The 22,721-nt window shown below is 70.1% G+C and carries 2 protein-coding genes (1 of these 2 cut by a window edge); both read left to right on the top strand.

The features are described from left to right. Positions 1-19,764 carry the 3' portion of a non-ribosomal peptide synthase/polyketide synthase gene (locus tag ACZ5IQ_RS26915; RefSeq protein ID WP_464480517.1) on the top strand. It extends 11,163 nt beyond the left edge of the window, so the window shows 19,764 of its 30,927 coding nt (coding positions 11,164-30,927); its start codon lies beyond the left edge, outside the window; its stop codon occupies positions 19,762-19,764. After that, on the top strand, positions 19,761-22,721 hold the full coding sequence (locus tag ACZ5IQ_RS26910; RefSeq protein WP_464480516.1) for an MMPL/RND family transporter: 2,961 nt from the start codon (positions 19,761-19,763) through the stop codon (positions 22,719-22,721). The genes ACZ5IQ_RS26915 and ACZ5IQ_RS26910 overlap by 4 nt, the downstream gene beginning before the upstream one ends.

Here is a 22,721-nt window from a genome sequence, read left to right as displayed (position 1 = left end):
GCATTCTTCGTCCTCGACGAGTCGTTGCGCCCCGTGCCGCCGGGCGTCGTCGGTGAGCTGTACCTCGCGGGCCGCGGCGTCGGCATCGGCTACTGGCGCCGGTCCGGCCTGACGGCAACGCGTTTCATGGCCTGCCCGTTCGGCGAACCGGGCACGCGCATGTACCGCACCGGCGACCTGGTGTCGTGGCGCCCCGACGGGCAGCTCGACTACTTCGGGCGCGCCGACGAGCAGGTCAAGGTGCGCGGCTACCGCATCGAATTGGGTGATGTCCGTTCGGCGTTGGCCGAGCTGCCGGGTGTCGAACACGCGGCCGTGATCGCGCGCGAGGACCGTCCCGGCGACAAGCGCCTGGTCGGCTACATCGTCGGCCCGGCGGACCCGGCCGAGGCGCGCACCGCACTGGCGCACCGGTTGCCGGGCTACATGGTCCCGGCCGCCGTCATCGCGGTGCCGGCACTTCCGGTCACCGTCAACGGCAAGCTGGACACGCGGGCACTGCCGGCGCCGGACTACCAGGACGCCGCGCGGTACCGGGCGCCCTCGGGGCCGGTCGAGGAAACCCTGACAGCCATCTACGCCGAACTTCTCGGTGTCGAGCGGGTCGGCGTCGACGATTCGTTCTTCGACCTCGGCGGAGATTCGTTGTCCACCATGCGATTGATCGCCGGCATCAACGCGGCGCTCGATGTCGAGCTGCCGGTGCGCACGGTCTTCGAGGCACCCACCGTGGCTCAGCTCGCCGCGCGGATCGGCGACGGGGCGACGCGGCGCGCGCCGCTGGTGGCTGTCGAGCGACCCGACACCATCCCGCTGTCCTTCGCCCAGAACCGGTTGTGGTTCGTCGACCAATTGCAGGGTGCGTCAGCGCTTTACAACATGCCGGTGATGCTGCGGTTGCAGGGCCGGCTCGATGCCGACGCGTTGCGGGCAGCGCTGGCCGACGTGGTCGGCCGGCACGAGAGCCTGCGCACGGTGTTCACGGCGACCGGTGGCACGCCCCGGCAGGTGGTCGTGCCCGCCGACCAGATGGAACTCGGCTGGGACGTCGTCGATGCCGGCGCCTGGACCGATGAGCAGCGCACAGATGCGGTGCGTGCGGCCGCACAGTACGTGTTCGACCTGTCCACCGAAATCCCGGTGCGCGCCAGCCTGTTCCGCCTCGCCGACGATGAGCACCTGCTGGTGGCAGTCGTGCATCACATCGCCGCGGACGGCTGGTCGCTGCAGCCGCTCGTCACCGATCTCGGCACGGCGTACGTCAGCCGCTGTGCCGGGCAAGCGCCGGGCTGGGCGCCGTTGGCCGTGCAGTACGTCGACTACACCTTGTGGCAGCGTGCGCAACTCGGCGAACTCGACGCACCCGACAGCGAGGTCGCGGCCCAGCTGACCTACTGGACCGAGGCCTTGGCCGGCATCCCCGACCGGATCAACCTGCCGACCGACCGGCCGTACCCCGCGGTCGCCGATCTCCAGGGCGCGACCATCGACGTGGACTGGCCCGCCGAGTTGCAGCAGCAGATCGCGCGCGTGGCACGTGAGCACAACGCGACCAGCTTCATGGTGGTGCAAGCAGCGCTCGCCGTCATGCTGGCCAAGCTCAGCGCGAGTTCCGATGTCGCCATCGGCTTTCCGATCGCGGGGCGGCGCGATCCCGCCCTCGACGACCTCGTGGGCTTCTTCGTCAACACCCTGGTGCTGCGCGTCGACCTCACCGGAAACCCGACCGTCGAAGAGCTCTTGGCGCAGGTGCGCGCACGCAGCCTCGCGGCCTACGAACATCAGGACGTGCCCTTCGAGGTACTGGTCGAGCGCCTGAACCCGGCACGTTCCCTGTCGCACCACCCGCTGGTGCAGGTGCTGCTCGGCTGGCAGAACCTGCCCTGGCAGCACATCGATACCGCGGGTGGCCTGGCGCTGGGTGACCTCACGGTCACGCCGCTGCCGGTGGAAACCCAGGCCGCGCGCATGGACCTGGCGTTCTCGTTGTCCGAACGCTGGACTGCCACAGGAGAACCCGCGGGCATCGGCGGCATCGTCGAGTTCCGCACCGACGTTTTCGACGCGGCGAGCGTCGAAGCGCTGGTGCATCGGATGCAGGGTGTGTTGGCGGCCATGACAGCCGATCCCGCCCGAACGCTGTCCACGGTGGATCTGCTGACGCCCCAGGAGCGCGACCGGATCGCGGCCATCGGCCACCGGGACGTGTTGACGCGGCCATCGAGTCCGCCGTCGATCCCCGAGCTGTTCGCCACCCACGTCCGTGCCGTGCCCGATGCGGTCGCGATCACCGACGCGGGTGCCGAGCTGACCTACGCGGAGCTCGATGCGGCGTCGAACCGCGTTGCCCACCTGTTGGCCGACCGCGGCGTCGGTCCGGGTTCGGTTGTCGCGCTGCTGCTTTCCCGCTCGGCCGACGCCATTGTCGCGATGCTCGGTGTGCTCAAGGCCGGCGCGGCCTATCTGCCGATCGATGTCACGTGGCCGTCGGCGCGCATCGCGTTCGTCCTCGATGACGCGGCACCGGTGGCGGCGATCAGTACCGAGCCGGACCTGTTGTCGGGCTTCAGTGGAGCGGTGGTCTCGGTCGCCGACGCTGCCGGACAAGCTGATTCAGCGCTGCCGGTGCCGAATGCCGATGCGCCGGCCTACCTGATCTACACCTCCGGTACCACCGGAGTACCCAAGGGTGTCGGGCTCACGCACGCCAATGTGACGCAGCTGCTCGGGCCGGTCGACGCGGGCCTCCCGGCTGCCGGGGTCTGGAGCCACGCGCATTCGCTGGCGTTCGACGTCTCGGTGTGGGAGATCTTCGGGCCGCTGCTCCGTGGCGGCCGCGTCGTGGTGATCGGTGACGACGTGGCCCGGTCTTCGGCGGAGTTGCATCAGACTCTGGTGCGCGAAAGCGTCACGGTCTTGACCCAGACCCCGACGGCGGCAGCGGTGTTGTCGCCGGCCGGACTGGAAGATGCGGCCCTTGTCGCGGTGGGTGAGGCCTGCCCGCCCGAGGTGGTGCAGCGCTGGGCGACCGGCGGTCGCCTGATGGTCAACGCCTACGGGCCGACCGAGACCACGATGTGCGTCGCGATCAGCGCGCCGCTGACGGCTGAATCGGTATCGGAATCCGCTGTGGTGCCCATCGGTTCACCGGTGGGCGGCGCGGCGCTGTTCGTACTCGACGACTCGTTGCAGCCGGTGCCGCCCGGGGTCGTCGGCGAGCTGTATGTCGCCGGTGCCGGTGTGGGTGTCGGCTATCTGGGACGCGCCGGGCTGAGCGCATCGCGTTTCGTGGCATGCCCGTTCGGGGCGCCCGGAGAGCGGATGTACCGCACCGGCGACCTGGTGCGCTGGGGTGCCGACGGACAGTTGACGTACCTGGGCCGTGCCGACGAGCAGGTCAAGATTCGCGGCTACCGCATCGAACTCGGTGACGTGCAAAGCGCTTTGGCCGCCGTCGACGGAGTGCAGCAGGCCGTCGTGATCGCCCGTGAGGACCGGCCGGGTGACAGGCGCCTGGTCGGCTACGTGACCGGCGCGGTCGACCCGGCCGCGGCGCGGGCCGAACTGGCGCACCGGCTTCCGGGCTACATGGTGCCGGCCGCGATCATGACGCTGGACCGCTTGCCGCTGACCGCCAACGGCAAGCTGGATACCCGGGCCCTGCCCGCGCCCGACTACGTGGCAGGCGACTACCGGGCACCGGCCACCGCGGTCGAGGAAATCCTGGCCGGCATCTTCGCGAATCTGTTGGGACACAGCCGTGTCGGTGTGGACGATTCGTTCTTCGATCTCGGTGGCGACAGCATCGCCGCCATGCGCCTGACCGCCGCGATCAACGCCGCACTGGACACGGACCTGGCGGTGCGCACCGTGTTCGAGGCGCCGACGATCGCCGAGTTGGCGCCGCGGATCGGGACGGCCGCGCCGCGGCGCGAGCCGCTGGTACCCGGGGAACGGCCGGACGTCATCCCGCTGTCCTTTGCCCAGAATCGCCTGTGGTTCCTGGAACAACTGCAGGGCCCGTCCGCGACCTACAACCTCGCCACGGTGCTGCGTCTCACCGGAGAGCTCGACGCCGGCGCGCTGCACGCCGCGCTCGTCGATGTCGTGGCCCGGCACGAGGCGCTGCGGACCGTGTTCGTCGCCCCGGACGGCGTGCCGCAGCAGGTGGTGCTGCCCGCCTCCCGGGCCGACATCGGTTGGGAGAGCACCGATGCGACCGGCTGGTCCAGGGACCGGCTGGACGCTGCCGTAGCCGACGCGGCCCGGTACGCCTTCGACATCGCCACCGAGATTCCGTTGCGGGCCAGCCTGTTCCGGGTTGCCGACGACGACCACATCCTGGTCGCCGCCGTGCATCACATCGCGGCCGACGGCTGGTCGATCACGCCGCTGGCGCGCGATCTGGGCGTCGCCTACGCGAGTCGGTGCGCCGGACTGACACCGCAGTGGTCCGAGCTGCCGGTGCAGTACGTCGACTACACGCTGTGGCAGCGTGCGCAATTCGGGGATCTGCACGACAGTGACAGCCCGATCGCGGCGCAGCTCGACTACTGGCAGGACGCGTTGGCGGGGCTGCCCGAGCGCCTGCAACTGCCGACCGACCGGCCGTACCCGCTCGTGGCGGATCAGCACGGCGCGACCGTCGCCATCGACTGGCCGGCCGCGCTGCAGCAGCAGATCGCGCAGGTGGCGCGTGACCACAACGCCACCGGATTCATGGTGGTGCAGGCGGCTCTGGCCCTGCTGCTGTCGGCCGTCAGCGCGAGTCCCGATGTCGCCGTGGGTTTCCCGATCGCCGGCCGCACCGACCCGGCGCTCGACGACCTCGTCGGCTTCTTCGTCAACACCCTGGTGCTGCGTGTCGACCTGTCCGGCGACCCGACGTTCGCCGACCTGCTGGCGCAGGTGCAGCAGCGCAGCCTCGCGGCCTACGAGAACCAGGACGTGCCGTTCGAGGTACTCGTCGAGCGGCTGAACCCGACGCGGAACCTGACGCATCATCCGCTGGTGCAGGTGCTCCTGGCGTGGCAGAACCTCCCAGGCCAGCAGGCGCACGGCGCCGGGTTGACGCTCGGTGACCTCGAGGTGACGCCGGTCCCGGTCGACACCCAGACCGCGCGCATGGACCTGACGTTCTCGCTCGGCGAGCGCTGGGCCGACGACGGCGCTCCCGCCGGCATCGCGGGAACCGTCGAATATCGCACCGACGTGTTCGACGCGCCGAGCATCGAGACACTGATCGAGCGGCTGCAGCGCGTATTGGCCTCCGTCAGTGCCGATCCCACGGCGCCGGTGTCCAAGGTCACGTTGCTCGACGACGCCGAGCACACGCGCCTCGACGAGCTCGCCAACCGTGCGGCGCTCCAGCGGCCCGCCCCTGACGTATCGATCCCGGAACTGTTCGCCGGCGTCGCCGCGCGCACGCCGGACGCGCACGCAGTCAGTTGCGCGGGCGACACCCTGACCTACCGCGAACTCGATCGGCGGGCCAACCAGTTCGCGCACCTGCTCGCGACGCACGGCGCCGGTCCGGGACAGACTGTGGCGCTGCTGCTGCCCCGGTCCGCGGAAGCCATCGTGGCGATCCTGGCGGTACTCAAGACCGGGGCGGCCTACCTGCCATTGGATCCGGCGCTGCCGGCGTCCCGCGTCGAATTCGTGCTCGCGGACGCGGCGCCGGTCGCGGTGATCACCACCGGCGACCTGGCAGACCGCGTCTCCGGCATCGACATCGCGGTGCTCGATGTGGACGAGCCGTCCGTGGCCGGCCGGCCCGACACCGCCCTGGCCGGACCCGCAGCAGACGACATCGCCTACCTGATCTACACCTCCGGCACCACCGGTGTCCCGAAAGGCGTTGCCGTCGCGCACCGTAACGTGACCCAGCTGATCGGCGCCCCGGACTCCGGGCTGCCGACCGCCGGTGTGTGGAGCCAGTGGCACTCGCTGGCGTTCGACGTCTCGGTGTGGGAAATCTTCGGTGCGCTGCTGAACGGCGGCCGCCTGGTCGTCGTGCCCGAGTCGGTGGCGCGGGCACCGGAGGACCTCCACGCGCTCGTGGTGGCCGAGCGGGTCACCGTACTGAGCCTGACTCCCTCTGCGGCAGGCGCACTTTCGACCGACGGCCTGGACGGCGTCACCCTGGTGGTCGCGGGCGAGGCGTGCCCCACCGATCTGGTCGACCGCTGGGCCGGCCGCGTCATGATCAACGCCTACGGACCCACCGAGGCGACCATCTATGCCGCGATCAGCGCACCGCTCACAGCCGGTGAGCCGACGGTGCCGATCGGCTCGCCGGTGCCGAACGGCGCAACGTTCGTGCTGGACAGTCACTTACGGCCGGTTCCGGTCGGTGTCGTCGGTGAGCTGTACCTCGCCGGCGGGGGAGTGGCGGCAGGGTATCTGCGCCGCGGCGGACTGACCGCCGCACGCTTCGTGGCGTGTCCGTTCGGCGCGCCCGGCGCCCGCATGTACCGCACCGGTGACCTGGTGCGGTGGCGGGCCGACGGCCAATTGGACTACCTGGGCCGGGCCGACGATCAGGTCAAGATCCGTGGCTACCGCATCGAACTGGGCGATATCCAGGCCGCGCTGGCGGACCTGGACGGTGTGGACCAGGCCGCGGTGATCGCCCGCGAAGATCGGCCGGGGGACAAGCGACTCGTCGGCTATCTCACCGGCTCGGCCGACCCGGAGACGGTTCGCGCCGCGCTGGCAGACCGGTTGCCGGCGTACATGATTCCGGCCGCGGTGGTTGTGGTGCCGGAACTGCCGCTGACCGCCAACGGCAAACTCGATGTCCGGGCGCTTCCGGCGCCCGAATATGCCGCGGGTGATTACCGAGCGCCCGCCAACGCCATCGAGGAAGTCCTCGCCGGCATCTACGCCGCGGTACTCGGTGTCGAGCGCGTCGGCGTCGACGACTCGTTCTTCGACCTCGGTGGCGACAGCATTTCGTCGATGCAGGTCGTGACCCGCGCGCGGGCGGCAGGCCTGATCTGCCGGACCAAGGACCTGTTCGTCGAGCAGACCGTCGCCCGGCTGGCCCGGGTGGTCGAGGTGAGCGAAAACCCCGACGGGGACGCCGATTCGGGTGTCGGCCCGCTGCCGGCCACCCCGATCATCGAATGGCTGCGCACCGTCGACGGCCCCACCGACCAGTTCAACCAGACCGTCGTGCTGCAGGCCCCGGCGCACGCCACCGACGCGGACGCGGCGATCCTGCTGCAGGCCTTGCTCGATCGCCACGCCACGCTGCGCCTGCGCGTCGAGGACGGTGAGTTGAGCACCGCTGAGCCCGGCGCCGTGGACGTCCGCGATTGCCTGCACACCGCCGACACCTGGACCGACGACGCGCTCGCCGCGGCGCGCGCGCAGCTGAACCCCGCTGCCGGGGCCATGCTGAGCGCGCTGTGGGTGGCCGACAGCCGGCAACTCGCGATCATCATCCACCACTTGGCGGTCGACGCCGTGTCGTGGCGAATCCTGTTGGAAGACCTGAACATCGCGTGGGTGCAGCACCGGGCCGGACAGCCCGTGGCATTGCCGGCGGGTGGTACCTCGTTCCGGCGGTGGGCGCAGGTGCTCGCCGAGCATGCCCAGACGACCGACGTCGCCGCTCACGCCGCGGCCTGGCAGCGCGTCACGCAGGCGCCGGCCGTATTGCCTGCCGTGCAGCCCGCGATCGACACCTTCGCCAGTGCGGGGCACCTCGCCGCCGAACTGGATGCCGAGACCACCGCGACGCTGCTGAGCGCCGTGCCGTCGGCGTTCCACGCCGGGATCAACGACATCCTGGTCATCGGATTCGCCTTGGCCCTGGCGGAATTCGCGGGTGAGCACGGCGGGACGATCGGCATCGATGTCGAGGGGCACGGGCGTCATGAAGACCTCGGCGCCGATATCGACCTGACCCGGACCGTCGGCTGGTTCACCACCAAGTCCCCGGTGTCGATCACCCTCGGGGACATCACCTGGGCACAGGTGATCGCCGGTGACACGGCGCTGGGCGCCGTCGTCAAGGACGCCAAGGAGCAACTCCGGGCACTGCCGGACCCGCTCAGCTACGGCTTGCTGCGGTACCTGAATCCCGTTGTGGACGGCAACGATCCGACCGTCGGCTTCAACTACCTCGGGCGACAGGGCGGTACCACCGAACTGTCCGAGGACCTCTGGCGCATCGGGGACCGGACCCCCTCCGCGGCCCTGGCGATCCCCATGCCGCTCATGCACACCCTGGAACTGGGGGCCGGCGCCGTCGAGACTCCCGACGGTCCACGGCTGCATGCCAATTGGACCTGGGCGCCATCGGCACTCGACGCGGAACAGGTGACGCGCCTGAGCCGGCTGTGGTTCGAAGCGCTGTCCGGCATCTGCGCCCACGTGTCGGACGGCGGTGGCGGCCTGACACCGTCCGACATCGCGCCGGCCCGCCTCAGCCAGCAGCAGCTCGATGAGCTGGAACGGCAGCGCGCAGTCGCCGACGTACTACCACTGACCCCGGTGCAGGAGGGCCTGCTCTTCCACGCCACCACCGCCCAGAGCGACGGTGACCTCTACGCCGGACAGCTCGACATCGGCGTCACCGGCCGGCTCGACGCCGACCGGCTGCACACCGCCGTGCGCGCCGCGGTCGCCCGGCATCCGCATCTGGTGGCGAGCTTCCACTCGAGGTTCGGCCAGCCGGTCCAGGTCATCCCGGCCGAGCCCGAAATCGGCTGGCAGTACCTGGAACTCGACAGCGACGCGCAGGTGACACAGCTCCGCGCAGCCGAGCGTGCCGCGGTGTGCGACCTCGGTGCCGGGCCGGTCTTCCGCGCCGCGCTGATCCGGGTCGCACCCGACCGGTACCGGTTCGTGCTGACAAACCACCACATCGTGCTCGACGGCTGGTCGATGCCGATCCTGCTGGCGGAGATCTTCGCGAACTACCACGGTCACCGGCTCCCGCCGGCCACGCCGTACCGCAACTACGTCAGCTGGCTGACCGATCGGGACCACGACGCGGCCACCGCCGCATGGGGCGAACTGCTCCGCGGCCTCGATACGCCCACCTTGGTCGGACCCGCCGGTCGCACGGAATCGGGGCCGCGCGGTGTCGAGACCGTCACGCTCCCGGCGGAAATCGCCACGGCGGCCGCCGAATTGGCACGCGCCCGGCACACCACCGTCAACACCGTGCTGCAGGCCGCGTACGCCCAGCTCCTGTGCTGGCTCACCGGCAGCCACGACGTCGTGTTCGGCACCACGGTCTCCGGCCGGCCCGCCGAGGTCGCCGGCGTCGAATCGATGGTGGGCCTGTTCATCAACACCGTGCCGGTGCGCGCCAACCTCACCGCGACCACCACGGCCGCCGCGCTGCTCGACCAACTGCAGGGTGGGTACAACGACACGTTGGAGCATCAGTACCTGGCGCTCAATGACATTCACCGCATCACCGGTCAGGACCAGCTGTTCGACACGCTGTTCGCGTTCGAGAACTACCCCGTCGACACCGCGGCCCTGTCCAGCGATGCCGAGCTGGCCGTCACCGATGTGGCGACCCACGAATCCACGCACTACCCGCTGACCGTGCAGGCGCAACCGGGCCGCGAGCTGACCATCCGCGTCGAGTACGACACGACGGTCTTCGGCACGGCCGACATCGCGGCGATGGTCGAGCGGCTGCAGACCGTGCTGGCGGCCATGGCCGCCGATCCGGACCGGCCGCTGTCGGCGATCGATGCCCTCGAGCCGGACGAGCGGGCCACGGTCGATCGGTGGAGCGGGCGCGCCGTCCTGACCGAACCCGTCGCCGGGCAGACGGTTCCGGAACTGTTCGCCGCGCAGGTGTCTCGCACCCCCGATGCGGTGGCCCTGACCTACCAGGACTCGGCCTGGACGTACCGGGACCTGAACGACACCGCGGACCGGTTGGCTCACGCGTTGGCGGCTCGCGGCGCGGGTCCGGGACAGACCGTGGCACTGATGTTCCCCCGCTCGGCCGACGCGGTCATCGCGGTCCTGGCGGTGCTCAAGACCGGCGCGGCCTACCTGCCGATCGACCCCGCACTACCCACGGAACGCGTCGAGTTCATGGTCGCCGACGCGGCGCCGGTGCTGCTGTTCACCACCCCGGAACTGGTCGCCGAGATGTCGGGACCGGGTGTCCCCGTGCTGGACGTGGACACCGTCGCGGAACAGCGCAACGGCACCGTCACAGCGGTTTCCGGACCGGGCCCCGACGACATCGCGCACATCATCTACACCTCCGGAACCACCGGGCAGCCCAAGGGCGTCGCTGTCACGCACCGCAACGTGACGCAGCTCTTCGCCGGGCTGGACCTCGGCTTCGACCTGGGTCCGGAACAGGTGTGGGCGCAGTTCCATTCGTACTCGTTCGACTTCTCGGTGTGGGAGATCTGGGCGGCCCTGCTGCACGGCGGGCGCCTCGTGGTGGTCTCCGACGCGGTGGTCCGGTCGCCGGATGAGTTCCACGCCTTGCTCGTTCGCGAGGGCGTCACCGTGCTGGCGCAGACACCGTCGGCGGTCAGTCTGCTGTCGCCGCAGGGTCTGGAGTCGATGGCCTTGCTGATCGGTGCCGAGGCCTGCCCGCCGGAACTGGTGGACCGGTGGGCGCCGGGGCGTGTGATGCTCAACGTCTACGGCCCGACCGAGACCACCATGTGGGTCTCCAAGAGCACGCGGCTGACCGCGGGGTCCGGTGCGCCGCCGATCGGTTCGCCGGTCCCGGGCGCCGCGCTGTTCGTGCTCGACGAGTGGCTGCGGCCGGTGCGGCCGGGCGCGATCGGCGAACTCTACGTGGCGGGCCGCGGCGTCGGGGTCGGCTACTGGGGCCGATCCGCCTTGACCGCAACACGTTTCATGGCGTGCCCGTTCGGCGCGCCCGGAACGCGCATGTACCGGACGGGCGACCTGGCGAGCTGGGGTCCCGACGGGCAGCTGCGCTACCTCGGCCGCGCCGACGAACAGGTCAAGATCCGCGGCCATCGCATCGAACTGGGTGAAGTGCGGTCTGCTCTGGCGGCGGTGGCCGGCGTCGAGCAGGCGGTGGTGGTCACCCGCGAGGACGAAGCCGGCGGCAAGCGTCTGGTCGGCTACGTCGTCGGGTCGGTGAATCCGGCCGAGGTGCGTGCCGCGCTGGCGCAGCGTCTGCCCGGCTATATGGTGCCGGCGGCCGTTCTCGGCCTGGCCGAACTTCCCGTCACGGTCAACGGCAAGCTCGACACCCGCGCGCTGCCGGAACCGGAATACGTTGCGGGCGTGTACCGCGCGCCGGGCAGCCTCACCGAGGAGATCCTGGCCGGCGTCTACGCGCAGGTGCTCGGCATCGAACGGGTGGGTGTTGACGATTCGTTCTTCGACCTCGGTGGCGATTCGCTGTCGACGATGCGGCTGGTCGCGGCCATCAACTCCGCACTGGACGTCGACCTCCCGGTCCGCACGGTCTTCGAGGCACCCACCGTCGCACAGCTGGCGCCGCGAATCGTCGCCGGCGAGCGTGGCCTGCAGCCGCTGACCGTGGCGGCGCGGCCCGACGTGGTGCCGCTGTCGTTCGCGCAGAACCGGTTGTGGCTCGTCGACCAGGTGCAGGGGCCTTCGCCGGTCTACAACATGGCGACGGCCCTGCGGATCGAAGGCGCACTGAACGTCGAGGCCCTCGGCGCGGCGCTGACCGATGTCGTCGGCCGGCACGAGAGCCTGCGCACGCTGCTCACCGCACCCGACGGCACGCCCCAGCAGGTCGTGATTCCCGCGGCGCGTGCCGATTTCGGCTGGAACGTCGTCGACGCCACGCAGTGGTCGGCGAGCCGGCTGCACGACGCTCTCGAGGCCACCGCGCGGAGCACCTTCGACCTGGCCGTCGATATCCCGTTGCGGGCGAAACTCTTCCGCGTCGCGGACGACGAACACGTGCTGGTGGCCGTGGTGCATCACATCGCCGCCGACGGTTGGTCGCTGCGGCCGCTGGTCGCGGATCTGGGACTGGCCTACGCCAGCCGGTGCGCCGGGCAGGCGCCCGACTGGGCACCGCTGCCGGTGCAGTACATCGACTACACCCTCTGGCAACGCGCACAATTCGGCCGCCTCGACGACCGTGGCAGCCGGGTGGCGGCGCAGCTGGCGTACTGGGAGGACGCGCTCGCCGGCCTGCCCGAGCGCGTACAGCTGCCGACTGACCGGCCTTACCCGTTGGTCGCCGACATGGCCGGCGCGACGGTCGCCGTGCAGTGGCCCGCCGAGTTGCAGGAACAGGTCGCCCGGCTGGCCCGCGAGCACAATGCCACGACCTTCATGGTCGTGCAGGCCGCCTTGCTGGCGCTGCTCGCCAAGGTCAGCGCGAATGCCGATGTCGCCGTGGGCTTCCCGATCGCCGGACGACGCGATCCCGCACTCGATGACCTGGTCGGTTTCTTCGTCAACACTCTCGTGCTACGCGCCGACCTGACCGGCGACCCGACATTCGCCGACCTGCTGAACCAGGTCCGCAGCCGCAGCCTGGAGGCCTTCGAGCACCAGGACGTGCCGTTCGAGCTGTTGGTGGAGCGGCTGAATCCGGCGCGCAGCCTCACCCACCATCCGCTGGTGCAGGTCATGCTGTCGTGGCAGAACTTCACCGGCCTGACCGACCCCGCCGCCGGTTCCGGGTTGAAGGGCTTGGACGTCACGTCGATCCCGCTGGGCACCCAGTCCGCCCGCATGGACCTGACCTTCTCGCTTTCCGAACGCTGGACTGCGACAGGTGCACCCGCCGGCATCGGCGGCGAGGTGGAGTTCCGCACCGACGTGTTCGACGCGGAAACCGTTGCCGCGCTGGTCAACCGGATGGAATTGCTGCTGGCGGCGATGACCGCTGAGCCGCAGCGGGCGCTGTCGTCGGTGAGTCTGGTCGACGCCGCCGAACAGGTCCGCCTCGACGAGCTCGGGCACCGTGCGGTGCTCACCGCGCCGGCCGGGGCAGCCGGCTCCATCCCGGAGTTGTTCGCCGCGCAGGTGGCCCGCACTCCGGACGCGGGTGCGCTCACCTGGCAGGGCCGGACCCTGACCTACGCGGAACTGGACGCGGCGGCAAATCGGTTGGCACACGCACTGATCGGTCTCGGTGCCGGTCCGGGGCAGACGGTGGCACTGCTGTTCCACCGGTCTGCCGACGCGATCGTCTCGATCCTCGCGGTGCTCAAGACGGGGGCGGCGTACCTGCCGATCGATCCCGCCCTGCCGTCGGCGCGCATCGAGTTCATGCTCGGCGACGCCGCACCGGTCGCCGCCGTCACCACCGGCGATCTGGTCGAGCGCTTGGCCGGATTCGACCGGCCCGTCCTGGACGTCGCCGACGCGGATATCGAAAACCAGCCCGCCACAACGCCTCCGGCACCCAGCCTGGGTGACATCGCGTACCTGATCTACACCTCCGGCACCACCGGCGTGCCCAAAGGTGTTGCCATCACGCACCGCAACGTCGTGGGTCTGCTCGGTGAGCTGAAAGACCAGCTGCCGACGGCACGCGTGTGGAGCCAGTGGCATTCACTGGCCTTCGACGTCTCGGTGTGGGAGATCTTCGGTGCGCTGCTGCACGGTGGACGCCTCGTCGTGGTGTCCGAGACGGTGGCTCGCTCGCCGGAGGAACTGCACGAGCTGCTGGCTGCCGAGGGTGTCACGATGCTGACCCAAACTCCCTCCGCCGCAATGATGTTGTCGCCGGCGGGGCTGGAGTCGACGTCGCTGGTGGTCGCGGGCGAAGCCTGCCCGCCCGAGCTCGTCGATCGCTGGGCGACCGACAGTGCCCGAGCGGGCCGCGTCATGCTCAACGCCTACGGCCCGACCGAGGCCACCATCTACGCCGCGGTGAGCGCGCCGCTCACCGCGGGTTCGCCCGTCGCACCGATCGGCACGCCGGTGTCGGGTGCGGCGGCCTTCGTCCTGGACGAGCGGTTGCGCCCCGTGCCGGTCGGCGTGGTCGGTGAGTTGTACGTCGCCGGCTCGGGCGTCGCGGCCGGATACGTGCAGCGCGGCGGATTGACCGCGTCGCGCTTCGTGGCGTGCCCGTTCGGCGCGCCGGGACAACGCATGTACCGCACCGGTGACCTCGTGCGGTGGGGCGCCGATGGCCAGCTGCAGTACCTGGGGCGGGCCGACGAGCAGGTCAAGATTCGTGGCTACCGCATCGAACTGGGTGACGTGCAAACGGCTTTGGCCGGTCTCGACGGCGTCCGCCAGGCCGCGGTGATCGTGCGCGAGGACCGCCCGGGCGACAAGCGCCTCGTCGGCTACATCACCGGCACCGCCGACCCGGCCGAGGCGCGGGCCGCGGTGGCCAAACACCTTCCGGCGTACATGGTTCCGGCCGCGGTGGTCGCGATGGCGACGCTGCCGCTGACCCCCAACGGCAAGCTGGACCGGCGCGCGCTCCCGGCACCGACGTACGGCAACGCCGACCAGTACCGGGCGCCGCGAACGCCGGTCGAGGAGACGCTCGCCGCGGTCTACGCCGACGTCCTCGGCGTCGAGCGCGTCGGCGTGGACGATTCGTTCTTCGAGCTGGGCGGCGACAGCATCATGTCGATGCAGGTGGTGGCCCGGGCCCGGGCGGCCGGTCTGAGCTGCCGGCCGCGCGACGTCTTCGTCGAGCAGACGGTGGCGCGCCTGGCCCTCGTGGTCGAAACCGTCGGCGACACCGCCGATGTCGCCGACGCGGGTGTCGGCCCGGTGGTCGCGACACCGATCATGCGATGGCTGGCAGGTGTCGACGGTCCGACGGACCACTTCAACCAGACCATGGTGGTGCAGGCTCCGGCAGGCGCCACCGAGGCCGACGTCGCAATGCTGTTGCAGGCCCTGCTGGATCGGCACGCCATGCTGCGACTGCGGGCCGGCACCGACTGGTCGCTGCACGTGCCCGACGCGGGCACTGTCGATGCTCGGGAGTGCCTGCACACGGTCGACGAGCTGACGGAAGACGCGGTCTCCGCGGCACGGTCGCGGCTGAATCCGGCGGCCGGTGTGATGCTCAGCGCGCTGTGGGTGGCGCCGGCGCGTCAGCTCGTGCTGATCATCCACCACCTCGCCGTGGACGGCGTGTCGTGGCGAATCCTGCTGGAGGACTTGAACGTCGCGTGGCTGCAGTCCCGCGCGGGGCAGCCGGTCGAGCTTCCGGCGAGTGGCACGTCGTTCCAGCGCTGGGCGCAGGTCCTCGTCGAACACGCGGCGGCGCCCGAGGTGGTTGCGCAGGCCGAGGCGTGGCGGGAGGCGGCGGCGACGCCCGCACTGTTGCCCGCCGTGCAGCCGGAGCGGGACACCTTCGCCACGGCCGGGCAGCTGTCGGTCACGCTGGACGACGTCGACACCGTCCAGACGCTTTTGCGCGAGGCCCCGGCGGCGTTCCATGCCGGCATCAACGACGTCCTGCTGATCGGGTTCGCCCTGGCGATGGCCGAATTCGCCGGTAGCGGCCGCACCATCGGTATCGACGTGGAAGGCCATGGCCGGCACGACGAGATCACCGATAACGTCGATCTGTCGCGCACCGTCGGCTGGTTCACAACCAAGTACCCGGTGGCCGTCACGGTCGGGGAGCTGTCCTGGAGCCAGGTGACGTCCGGCGAGGCCGCCCTGGGCGCGGTGCTCAAGCACGCCAAGGAGCAGCTGCGCGCACTGCCGGACGGCCTGACCTATGGCCTGCTGCGCTACCTCAACGACGACATCGATCTCGAAACCGCCGATCCAGCAATCGGATTCAACTATCTGGGCCGACTCGGTGGTGGGTCCGAGCTGTCCGACGAGCTGTGGCAGGTCGGCCGGGACGGTGCGGCGGCAGCTGAGGTCACCGGTCTGGCGACCGCGGTACCGATGCCGTTGATGCACACCCTCGAGCTCAACGCCGGCACAGTCGACACCGACGCCGGCCCGCAGCTGCACGCCAATTGGACGTGGGCACCGTCGGCGCTCGACGGCGAGCAGGTCGAGCGGCTCAGCCGGTTGTGGTTCGATGCGCTGACCGGCATCTGCACCCTCGTGCGTGCCGGCGGTGGTGGGCTGACCCCGTCGGACATCGCACCGGCCGCACTGAGCCAGCAGCAGATCGACGAGCTGGAGCGTGAACACGCGATCGCCGACATCCTGCCGGTGACGCCGCTACAACAGGGCCTGCTCTTCCACGCCGCGCAGACCGGCGCCGAGGCCGATCTGTATGCGGTGCAACTGGATCTGACGCTGGCCGGACCGCTCGACGCGCAGCGGCTCCGCGACGCCGTGCAGACGGTGGTGCAACGGCACCCGAACATCGCGGCCCACTTCTACGCCGGCCTGGAGGTGCAGGTCATCCCGGCGGCACCCGACGTAGCGTGGCGGGTGCTGGACGCAACCGACGACGAGGTCACGCACATCTGCGCCGCCGAACGCGCCGCGGTGTGCGACCTCGGCGACCAGCCGCCCTTCCGGGTTGCGTTGATCCGCGCCGGCGAACAGCGGCACCGGCTGGTGCTCACCAACCACCACGTCGTGATGGACGGCTGGTCACTGCCGGTCCTGCTGCGCGAGATCTTCGCGGGCTATCACGGCTACCGGCTGCCCGCCGCGGTGCCGTACCGCCGCTTCGTCACCTGGCTCTCCGACCGGGATCTCGATGCCGCGCGCACCGCCTGGGCCGAGGTGCTGGCCGGTGTCGACACTCCGACACTGGTTGCCGCACGGACCGCATCGGGTGGCCGTGGCGTGAAATCCGCTGCGCTGTCAGCCGAAACCACACGTGCCGTCGCAGAGCTGGCGCGGGCCCGTCACACCACCGTGAACGTCGTCCTGCAGGCGGCCTACGCGCAGCTGCTCATGCAGCTGACGGGCCGGCACGACGTGGTGTTCGGAACCGCGGTGTCGGGCCGCCCGACCGACGTGGCCGGCGCGGACGAGATGGTCGGCCTGATGATCAACACCGTCCCGGTGCGGGCCACCGCGACCGCGGTCACCACCGTGGCCGAACTGCTCGACCAGATGCAGGACGCGCACAACCGGACGCTCGATCATCAGCACCTGTCACTCGCCGAGATGCACCGGATCACCGGCCAGGACCGGCTTTTCGACACGCTGTTCGCGTACGAGAACTACCCGCTGGGCGCCGCCGCGTCAGGCGGCGTCGGGGACCTGACCATCACCGAGTTCAGCAGCCATGAGCAGAACCACTATCCGTTGACGGTGCAGGCCATGCCGGGTGACGAACTCGGCCTGCGCCTCGAGTACGACACCGCGGTGTTCGAGGCGGCCGACATCGACCGGCTCGTCGAGCGGTTCGAACGCGTGCTGGTCGCGATGACCACCGCGCCCACCGGGCGGCTTGCGTCGGTGAATCTGCTTGCTGCCGAAGAGTGCTCGCAACTGGATCGGATCGGCAACCGGGCCGCCACAGCCGAGGCGCAGGCATCGATTCCGGAACTCTTCGCCGCCCAGGTCGACCGCACCCCGGAGGCTGTCGCGCTCACCGGACCGGACCGCTCGCTGACCTACCGCGATCTCGACGAGGCCGCGAATCGGTTGGCACACCACCTGATCGATGCCGGCGCCGGTCCGGGGCGGACCGTGGCACTGCTGTTCCCCCGGTCGGTCGACGCCGTGGTGGCGATCCTCGCGGTCCTCAAGGCCGGGGCGGCGTACCTGCCGATCGATCCGGCGCTGCCGGCGGAGCGGCTCGCGTTCCTGCTGTCCGATGCGACGCCGAGCGTCGCGGTCACGACGGCAGACCTGGCCGGCCGGCTCGGTGACTTCGACGGCCCGGTCATCGTCGACGCTGCCACCGAAAACTCTCCTGCCACAAGGCTTCCGGACCCGGACCCCGACAGCGTCGCCTACCTGATCTACACCTCCGGTACCACCGGCCTGCCCAAGGGCGTGGCGGTGGCGCACCGCAACGTGGCGCGCCAATTCGCGACACCGCTTGCGGGTCTGCCCGCCGATCCGGTGTGGACGCAGTGCCATTCGTACGCGTTCGACTTCTCGGTGTGGGAGATCTGGGCCGCGCTGCTGCACGGTGCCCGGCTGGTGATCGTGCCCGAGTCGGTGACGGCGAGCCCCGACGAGTTCCAGCGCCTGCTCGCGGCCGAGCACGTCAACGTCCTCACCCAAACCCCTTCCGCAGCAGGCGCGTTGGTGCCGGATGCACTGGCGCCACTGGCGCTGCTGCTCGGCGGTGAGGCCTGCCCGACCGAATTGGTCGACCGCTGGACGGCCTGCGGGCACACCGTCGTCAACGCCTACGGCCCCACCGAGACCACGGTGTACGCGGCGGTGACCGAACCGCTGACAGCCGGCACGGCCTCGGTACCCATCGGCACGCCGGTGCCCGGCACGGCGCTGTTCGTGCTGGACGGCTGGTTGCGCCCGGTTCCCACGGGCGTCGTCGGCGAGCTGTACGTCGCGGGTGCCGGCGTGGGTGTCGGCTACGCCGGCCGGCCGGGGCTGACCGCGGGCCGGTTCGTGGCCTGCCCGTTCCCGGGCGTGGGGGAGCGGATGTACCGCACCGGCGACCTGGTGCGCTGGGACGACGACGGTCGTCTGCACTACGTCGGCCGCGCCGACGAGCAGGTCAAGATTCGTGGCTTCCGCATCGAACTCGGCGAAGTACAAACGGTTTTGGCACGCCTCGACGGCGTGGAGCAGGCGGCGGTGATCGTCCGCGAGGACCGCGCCGGCGACAAGCGCCTCGTCGGCTACATCACCGGCACCGCCGATCCCGCGGCACTGCGCACTCAGCTCGCCGACCTGCTGCCGGCCCACGCGGTCCCGGCCGCCGTCGTCGTCCTGCCGGCGCTGCCCGTCACGATCAACGGCAAGCTCGACGTCCGCGCGCTGCCCGCGCCCGAATACCGGGCGGGCGCCTACCTGGCTCCGCGCACCGCCACCGAGGTGGCGCTGGCCGCCGTGTACGGCCGGGTCCTCGGTGTCGAACGGGTCGGTGTGGACGAGTCGTTCTTCGACCTCGGTGGCGACAGCATCTCGGCGATGCGCTTCGTTGCGGCGATCCGCGCCGACCTCGGCACCGAGCTGTCGGTCACGGCGGTGTTCGAGGCGCCCACGGTGCAGGAGCTCGCCGAGCGGCTGACGGAAGACAGCGCGGCGGCACCCGAGATCGCCCCGGTGCAGGTGCTGAAGACCGGTACGGGCGTCCCACTGTTCTGCCTGCACGCGGTCAGCGGCATCAGCTGGCCGTACCAGGTGCTCGGCGGCCACGTCGACGGTCCGATCATCGGCATTCAGCAACCCGCCGCGGACACCCCGGGATCGCTGAGCGACATGGCGGCGACCTACGCCGACCGGATTCAGGCCGAGCAGCCGTCCGGCCCGTACCACCTGCTGGGCTGGTCGTTCGGCGGTGTCGTCGCGCATGCCGTCGCGGTCGAGCTGCAGCGGCGCGGCGGCACTGTCGCCCGGCTGGTGCTGCTCGACGCCGAGCCGAGCCTGCGCGTCGCGAACCAGGCGGTCGACCGGGATCAGCTGGCCGGCATCGTGGACGACGGTCTGATGGACCTGTTGGTGCGCAACTTCGACACCAACGTCGCGCTGTACCGGGAGCACGAGGCCGGCCGGTTCGACGGCGATGTCGTGGTGATCGCGGCGGCCGCGGATGACGCCGAGCGCGGCGCCTTCCTCGCACAGAGCTGGCGCCCGCACGTGGCCGGCACCGTCACGGTGCACGAGGTGCGGCGCGGACACCATGAGATGCTGACCGGCGAAGCGCTTGCCGAGTACGGCAGGTATCTGAGCGGTGAGGCAACGTGATAGCTCGGTCGGGCAAGGGTGTGTTCGCCGGGGCTTTCGAGCTGCTGGCGCGATTGGTGCTACGCCGGCCCTGGGCCGTGATCGGCGCCTGGCTGCTGCTCGTCGTGGCGCTGTCGGCGGCCGTGCCGCCGCTGATGAAGCTGGCGAGCGACCGCAACCAGGAGCTGTTGCCGAGCAACTCCGCGGTCATGGCGGCGACCCGGGACATGACGTCCGCGTTCCACGAACCCGGGATCCAGAACATCGCGCTGGTGGTCCTCACCGACGAGAACGGCCTGACCAAGGCCGACGAAGACGTCTACCGCACCCTGGTCGACAGCCTGCACCGCGACACCGCCGACGTGGTGATGGTGCAGGACTTCATCTCGCAACCACCCATGCGAGAAGTGTTGGCCAGCAAGGACAACAAGGCGTGGTTCATCCCCGTCGGTATCCGGGGTGAGCTCGGCTCACCGGAGTCCAGCGAGGCGTACAAACGCGTCGTCGGCATCGTCGACCACACCGTCTCCGGCTCGACTCTGACGGTCCACATGACGGGCCTGACGGCCACCGTCGCCGAGCGCGAACAGCTCGGGCTGCGTGATCTGCGGGTCATCGAGACCGCCACCGTCGCCATGGTGCTGCTGATCCTCTTTGTGGTGTACCGCAACATCGTCACGATCCTGGTGCCGCTGGCGACCATCACGGTGTCGCAGGCCGCCGCGACGCAGGGCGTGGCGGCGCTGGCGACATGGGGGCTGCCCATCTCGCAGCAGACCGTCGTGTTCATGAGCGCCATGATGATCGGCGCCGGCGTGGACTACGCCGTCTTCCTGATCAGCCGCTACCACGAATACCTCAGGCAGGGACTCGATTCCGACGAGGCCGTGGCGCGGGCGCTGACCGCCATCGGCAAGGTCATCGCGGCGTCGGCGGCCACCGTCGCGGTGACGTTCCTGGGCATGAGTTTCACCAGCCTCAAGGTCTTCTCGACGACGGGTCCGGCGCTGGCGGTCACGATCGCGGTGGCGTTCCTGTCGTCCATCACGTTGTTGCCGGCGATCCTCACGCTCGTCGGGCGGCGCGGCTGGGCCCGGCCCCGCAAGGAACTGACCAGCCGCTTCTGGCACCGGTCCGGCATCAACATCGTGCGGCGCCCCGTGGTCCACCTGGTCGGCAGTCTCGTCGTGCTGATCGCGCTGGCGGCCGGCGTCGGCTGGCTGCACACCAGCTACGACGCCCGCACCGCACTGCCCGCGACGGCCGAGAGCAACATCGGCATGGCCGCCATCGAGCGGCACTTCCCGGCGAGTGTGACGGCGCCGCAATACCTTTTCGTCCAGTCGCCGCACGACCTGCGGACGACCAAGGGCCTCGCCGACCTCGAACAGATGGCGCAGCGCGTCGCGCAGCTGCCCGACATCGCCGCCGTCCGCGGCGTCACCCGCCCGACCGGCGCCCCGCTGGAGCAGGCGACGCTGAGTTACCAGGCCGGCGAGATCGGCGACAAGCTCGCCGAGGCCACCAACAAGATCAACGGCAGCGTCGACCAACGGCAGGCTCTCGTCGGCGGTGCGGGCAAGCTCGCCGACAGCCTCGCCACGGTGCGCACCCAGCTGACCAAGACCATGGGCGTGATCGACAGCCTGAACAAGAGCATGGCGAGCATCAAGGACCAACTGGAGAGCTCACAGGAGTTCCAGGACGCGCAGCGGCAACTGGACAGCGTGCGCAATTCCGGTGACGTGCCGAACATCCCGCCGCGGTCGGGCAGCCAGAACTTCCAGGACATGGTCGCCATGGCCGACGCGCTGCTGCAGCAGCGCAAGGACAACCCGGGTTGCGATGCCGATCCCGATTGCGCGGGGCAGCGCGACCAACTGCAGCGGCTCTCGGACGGCCTGCACAAGATGCAGCCCTCTTTGGACTCGGCGGCCAAAGCCCTTCGCTCCCTTGGCGGCAGTGGTGCGGGCGCCAGCCCGGCGAGCATGAAGCAGAACATGGCGTCGCTGCAGGAGGGCGCCAACGCGCTGGCCGAGGGCAGCCGCAAGATCGCCGAGGGGCTGCGCGTCCTCGACGACCAGACCAAGCAGCTCGGCGAAGGCCTCTCGCACGCGTCGGCATTCCTGCTGGCGATGAAACTGCACGCCTCGGAGCCGGGAGCCGCGGGCTTCTACATCTCCCCGGAGATCCTCGGCAATGACAAATTCAAGGACCTGGCCCGGGTCTTCATGTCCCCGGACGGGCATTCGGCGCGGTACCTGGTCGAGTCCAAGCTGAACCCCTACGACACCAAGGCCATGGATCAGGTCAAGGCGATTCTCGCCGCCGCGCAAGGCGCACAGGCCAATACGTCGCTGGCGGACGCCAAGATCGCGATGTCGGGCATGACGCCGTACTACGCGGAACTGCGCGACTACTTCAACAAGGACCTGCGGTACATCGTGCTGATGACCGTCATCGTGGTTTTCCTGATCCTGGTGCTGCTGCTGCGGGCCGTCGTCGCACCGCTGTATCTCGTTGGCACCGTGATCCTCTCGTGCCTGTCGTCGCTCGGCATCGGGGTCATCGTGTTGCAGATTCTCGGCGGTCAGCCCATGGCGGCGAGTACTCCGGGCATGGCCTTCATCGTGCTGGTGGCCGTCGGCGCCGACTACAACATGCTGCTGATCTCCCGGATCCGCGACGAATCGCCGAACGGCATCCGTTCGGGCGTCATCCGCACGGTGCGGAGCACCGGCAGCGTGATCACCTCTGCCGGAATGATCTTCGCCGCACCCATGTTCGCCATGCTGTTCAGCAGCATCGGCTCGATGGTGCAGGGCGGCTTCATCATCGGCGTGGGCCTGCTGATCGACACCCTCATCGTCCGCACCGTCACCGTGCCGGCGCTGGCCGTACTGGTCGGCAAGTACAACTGGTGGACATCGAGAAACAGGAGCGGTTCCAAGCGGAGGCCGGCGCCCGTCCTCGGCTAG

The organism is Mycobacterium toneyamaense (assembly GCF_055384815.1).
The sequence above is the reverse complement of the archived record's forward strand: the minus strand, read 5'-3'. Positions and strand labels throughout refer to the sequence as shown.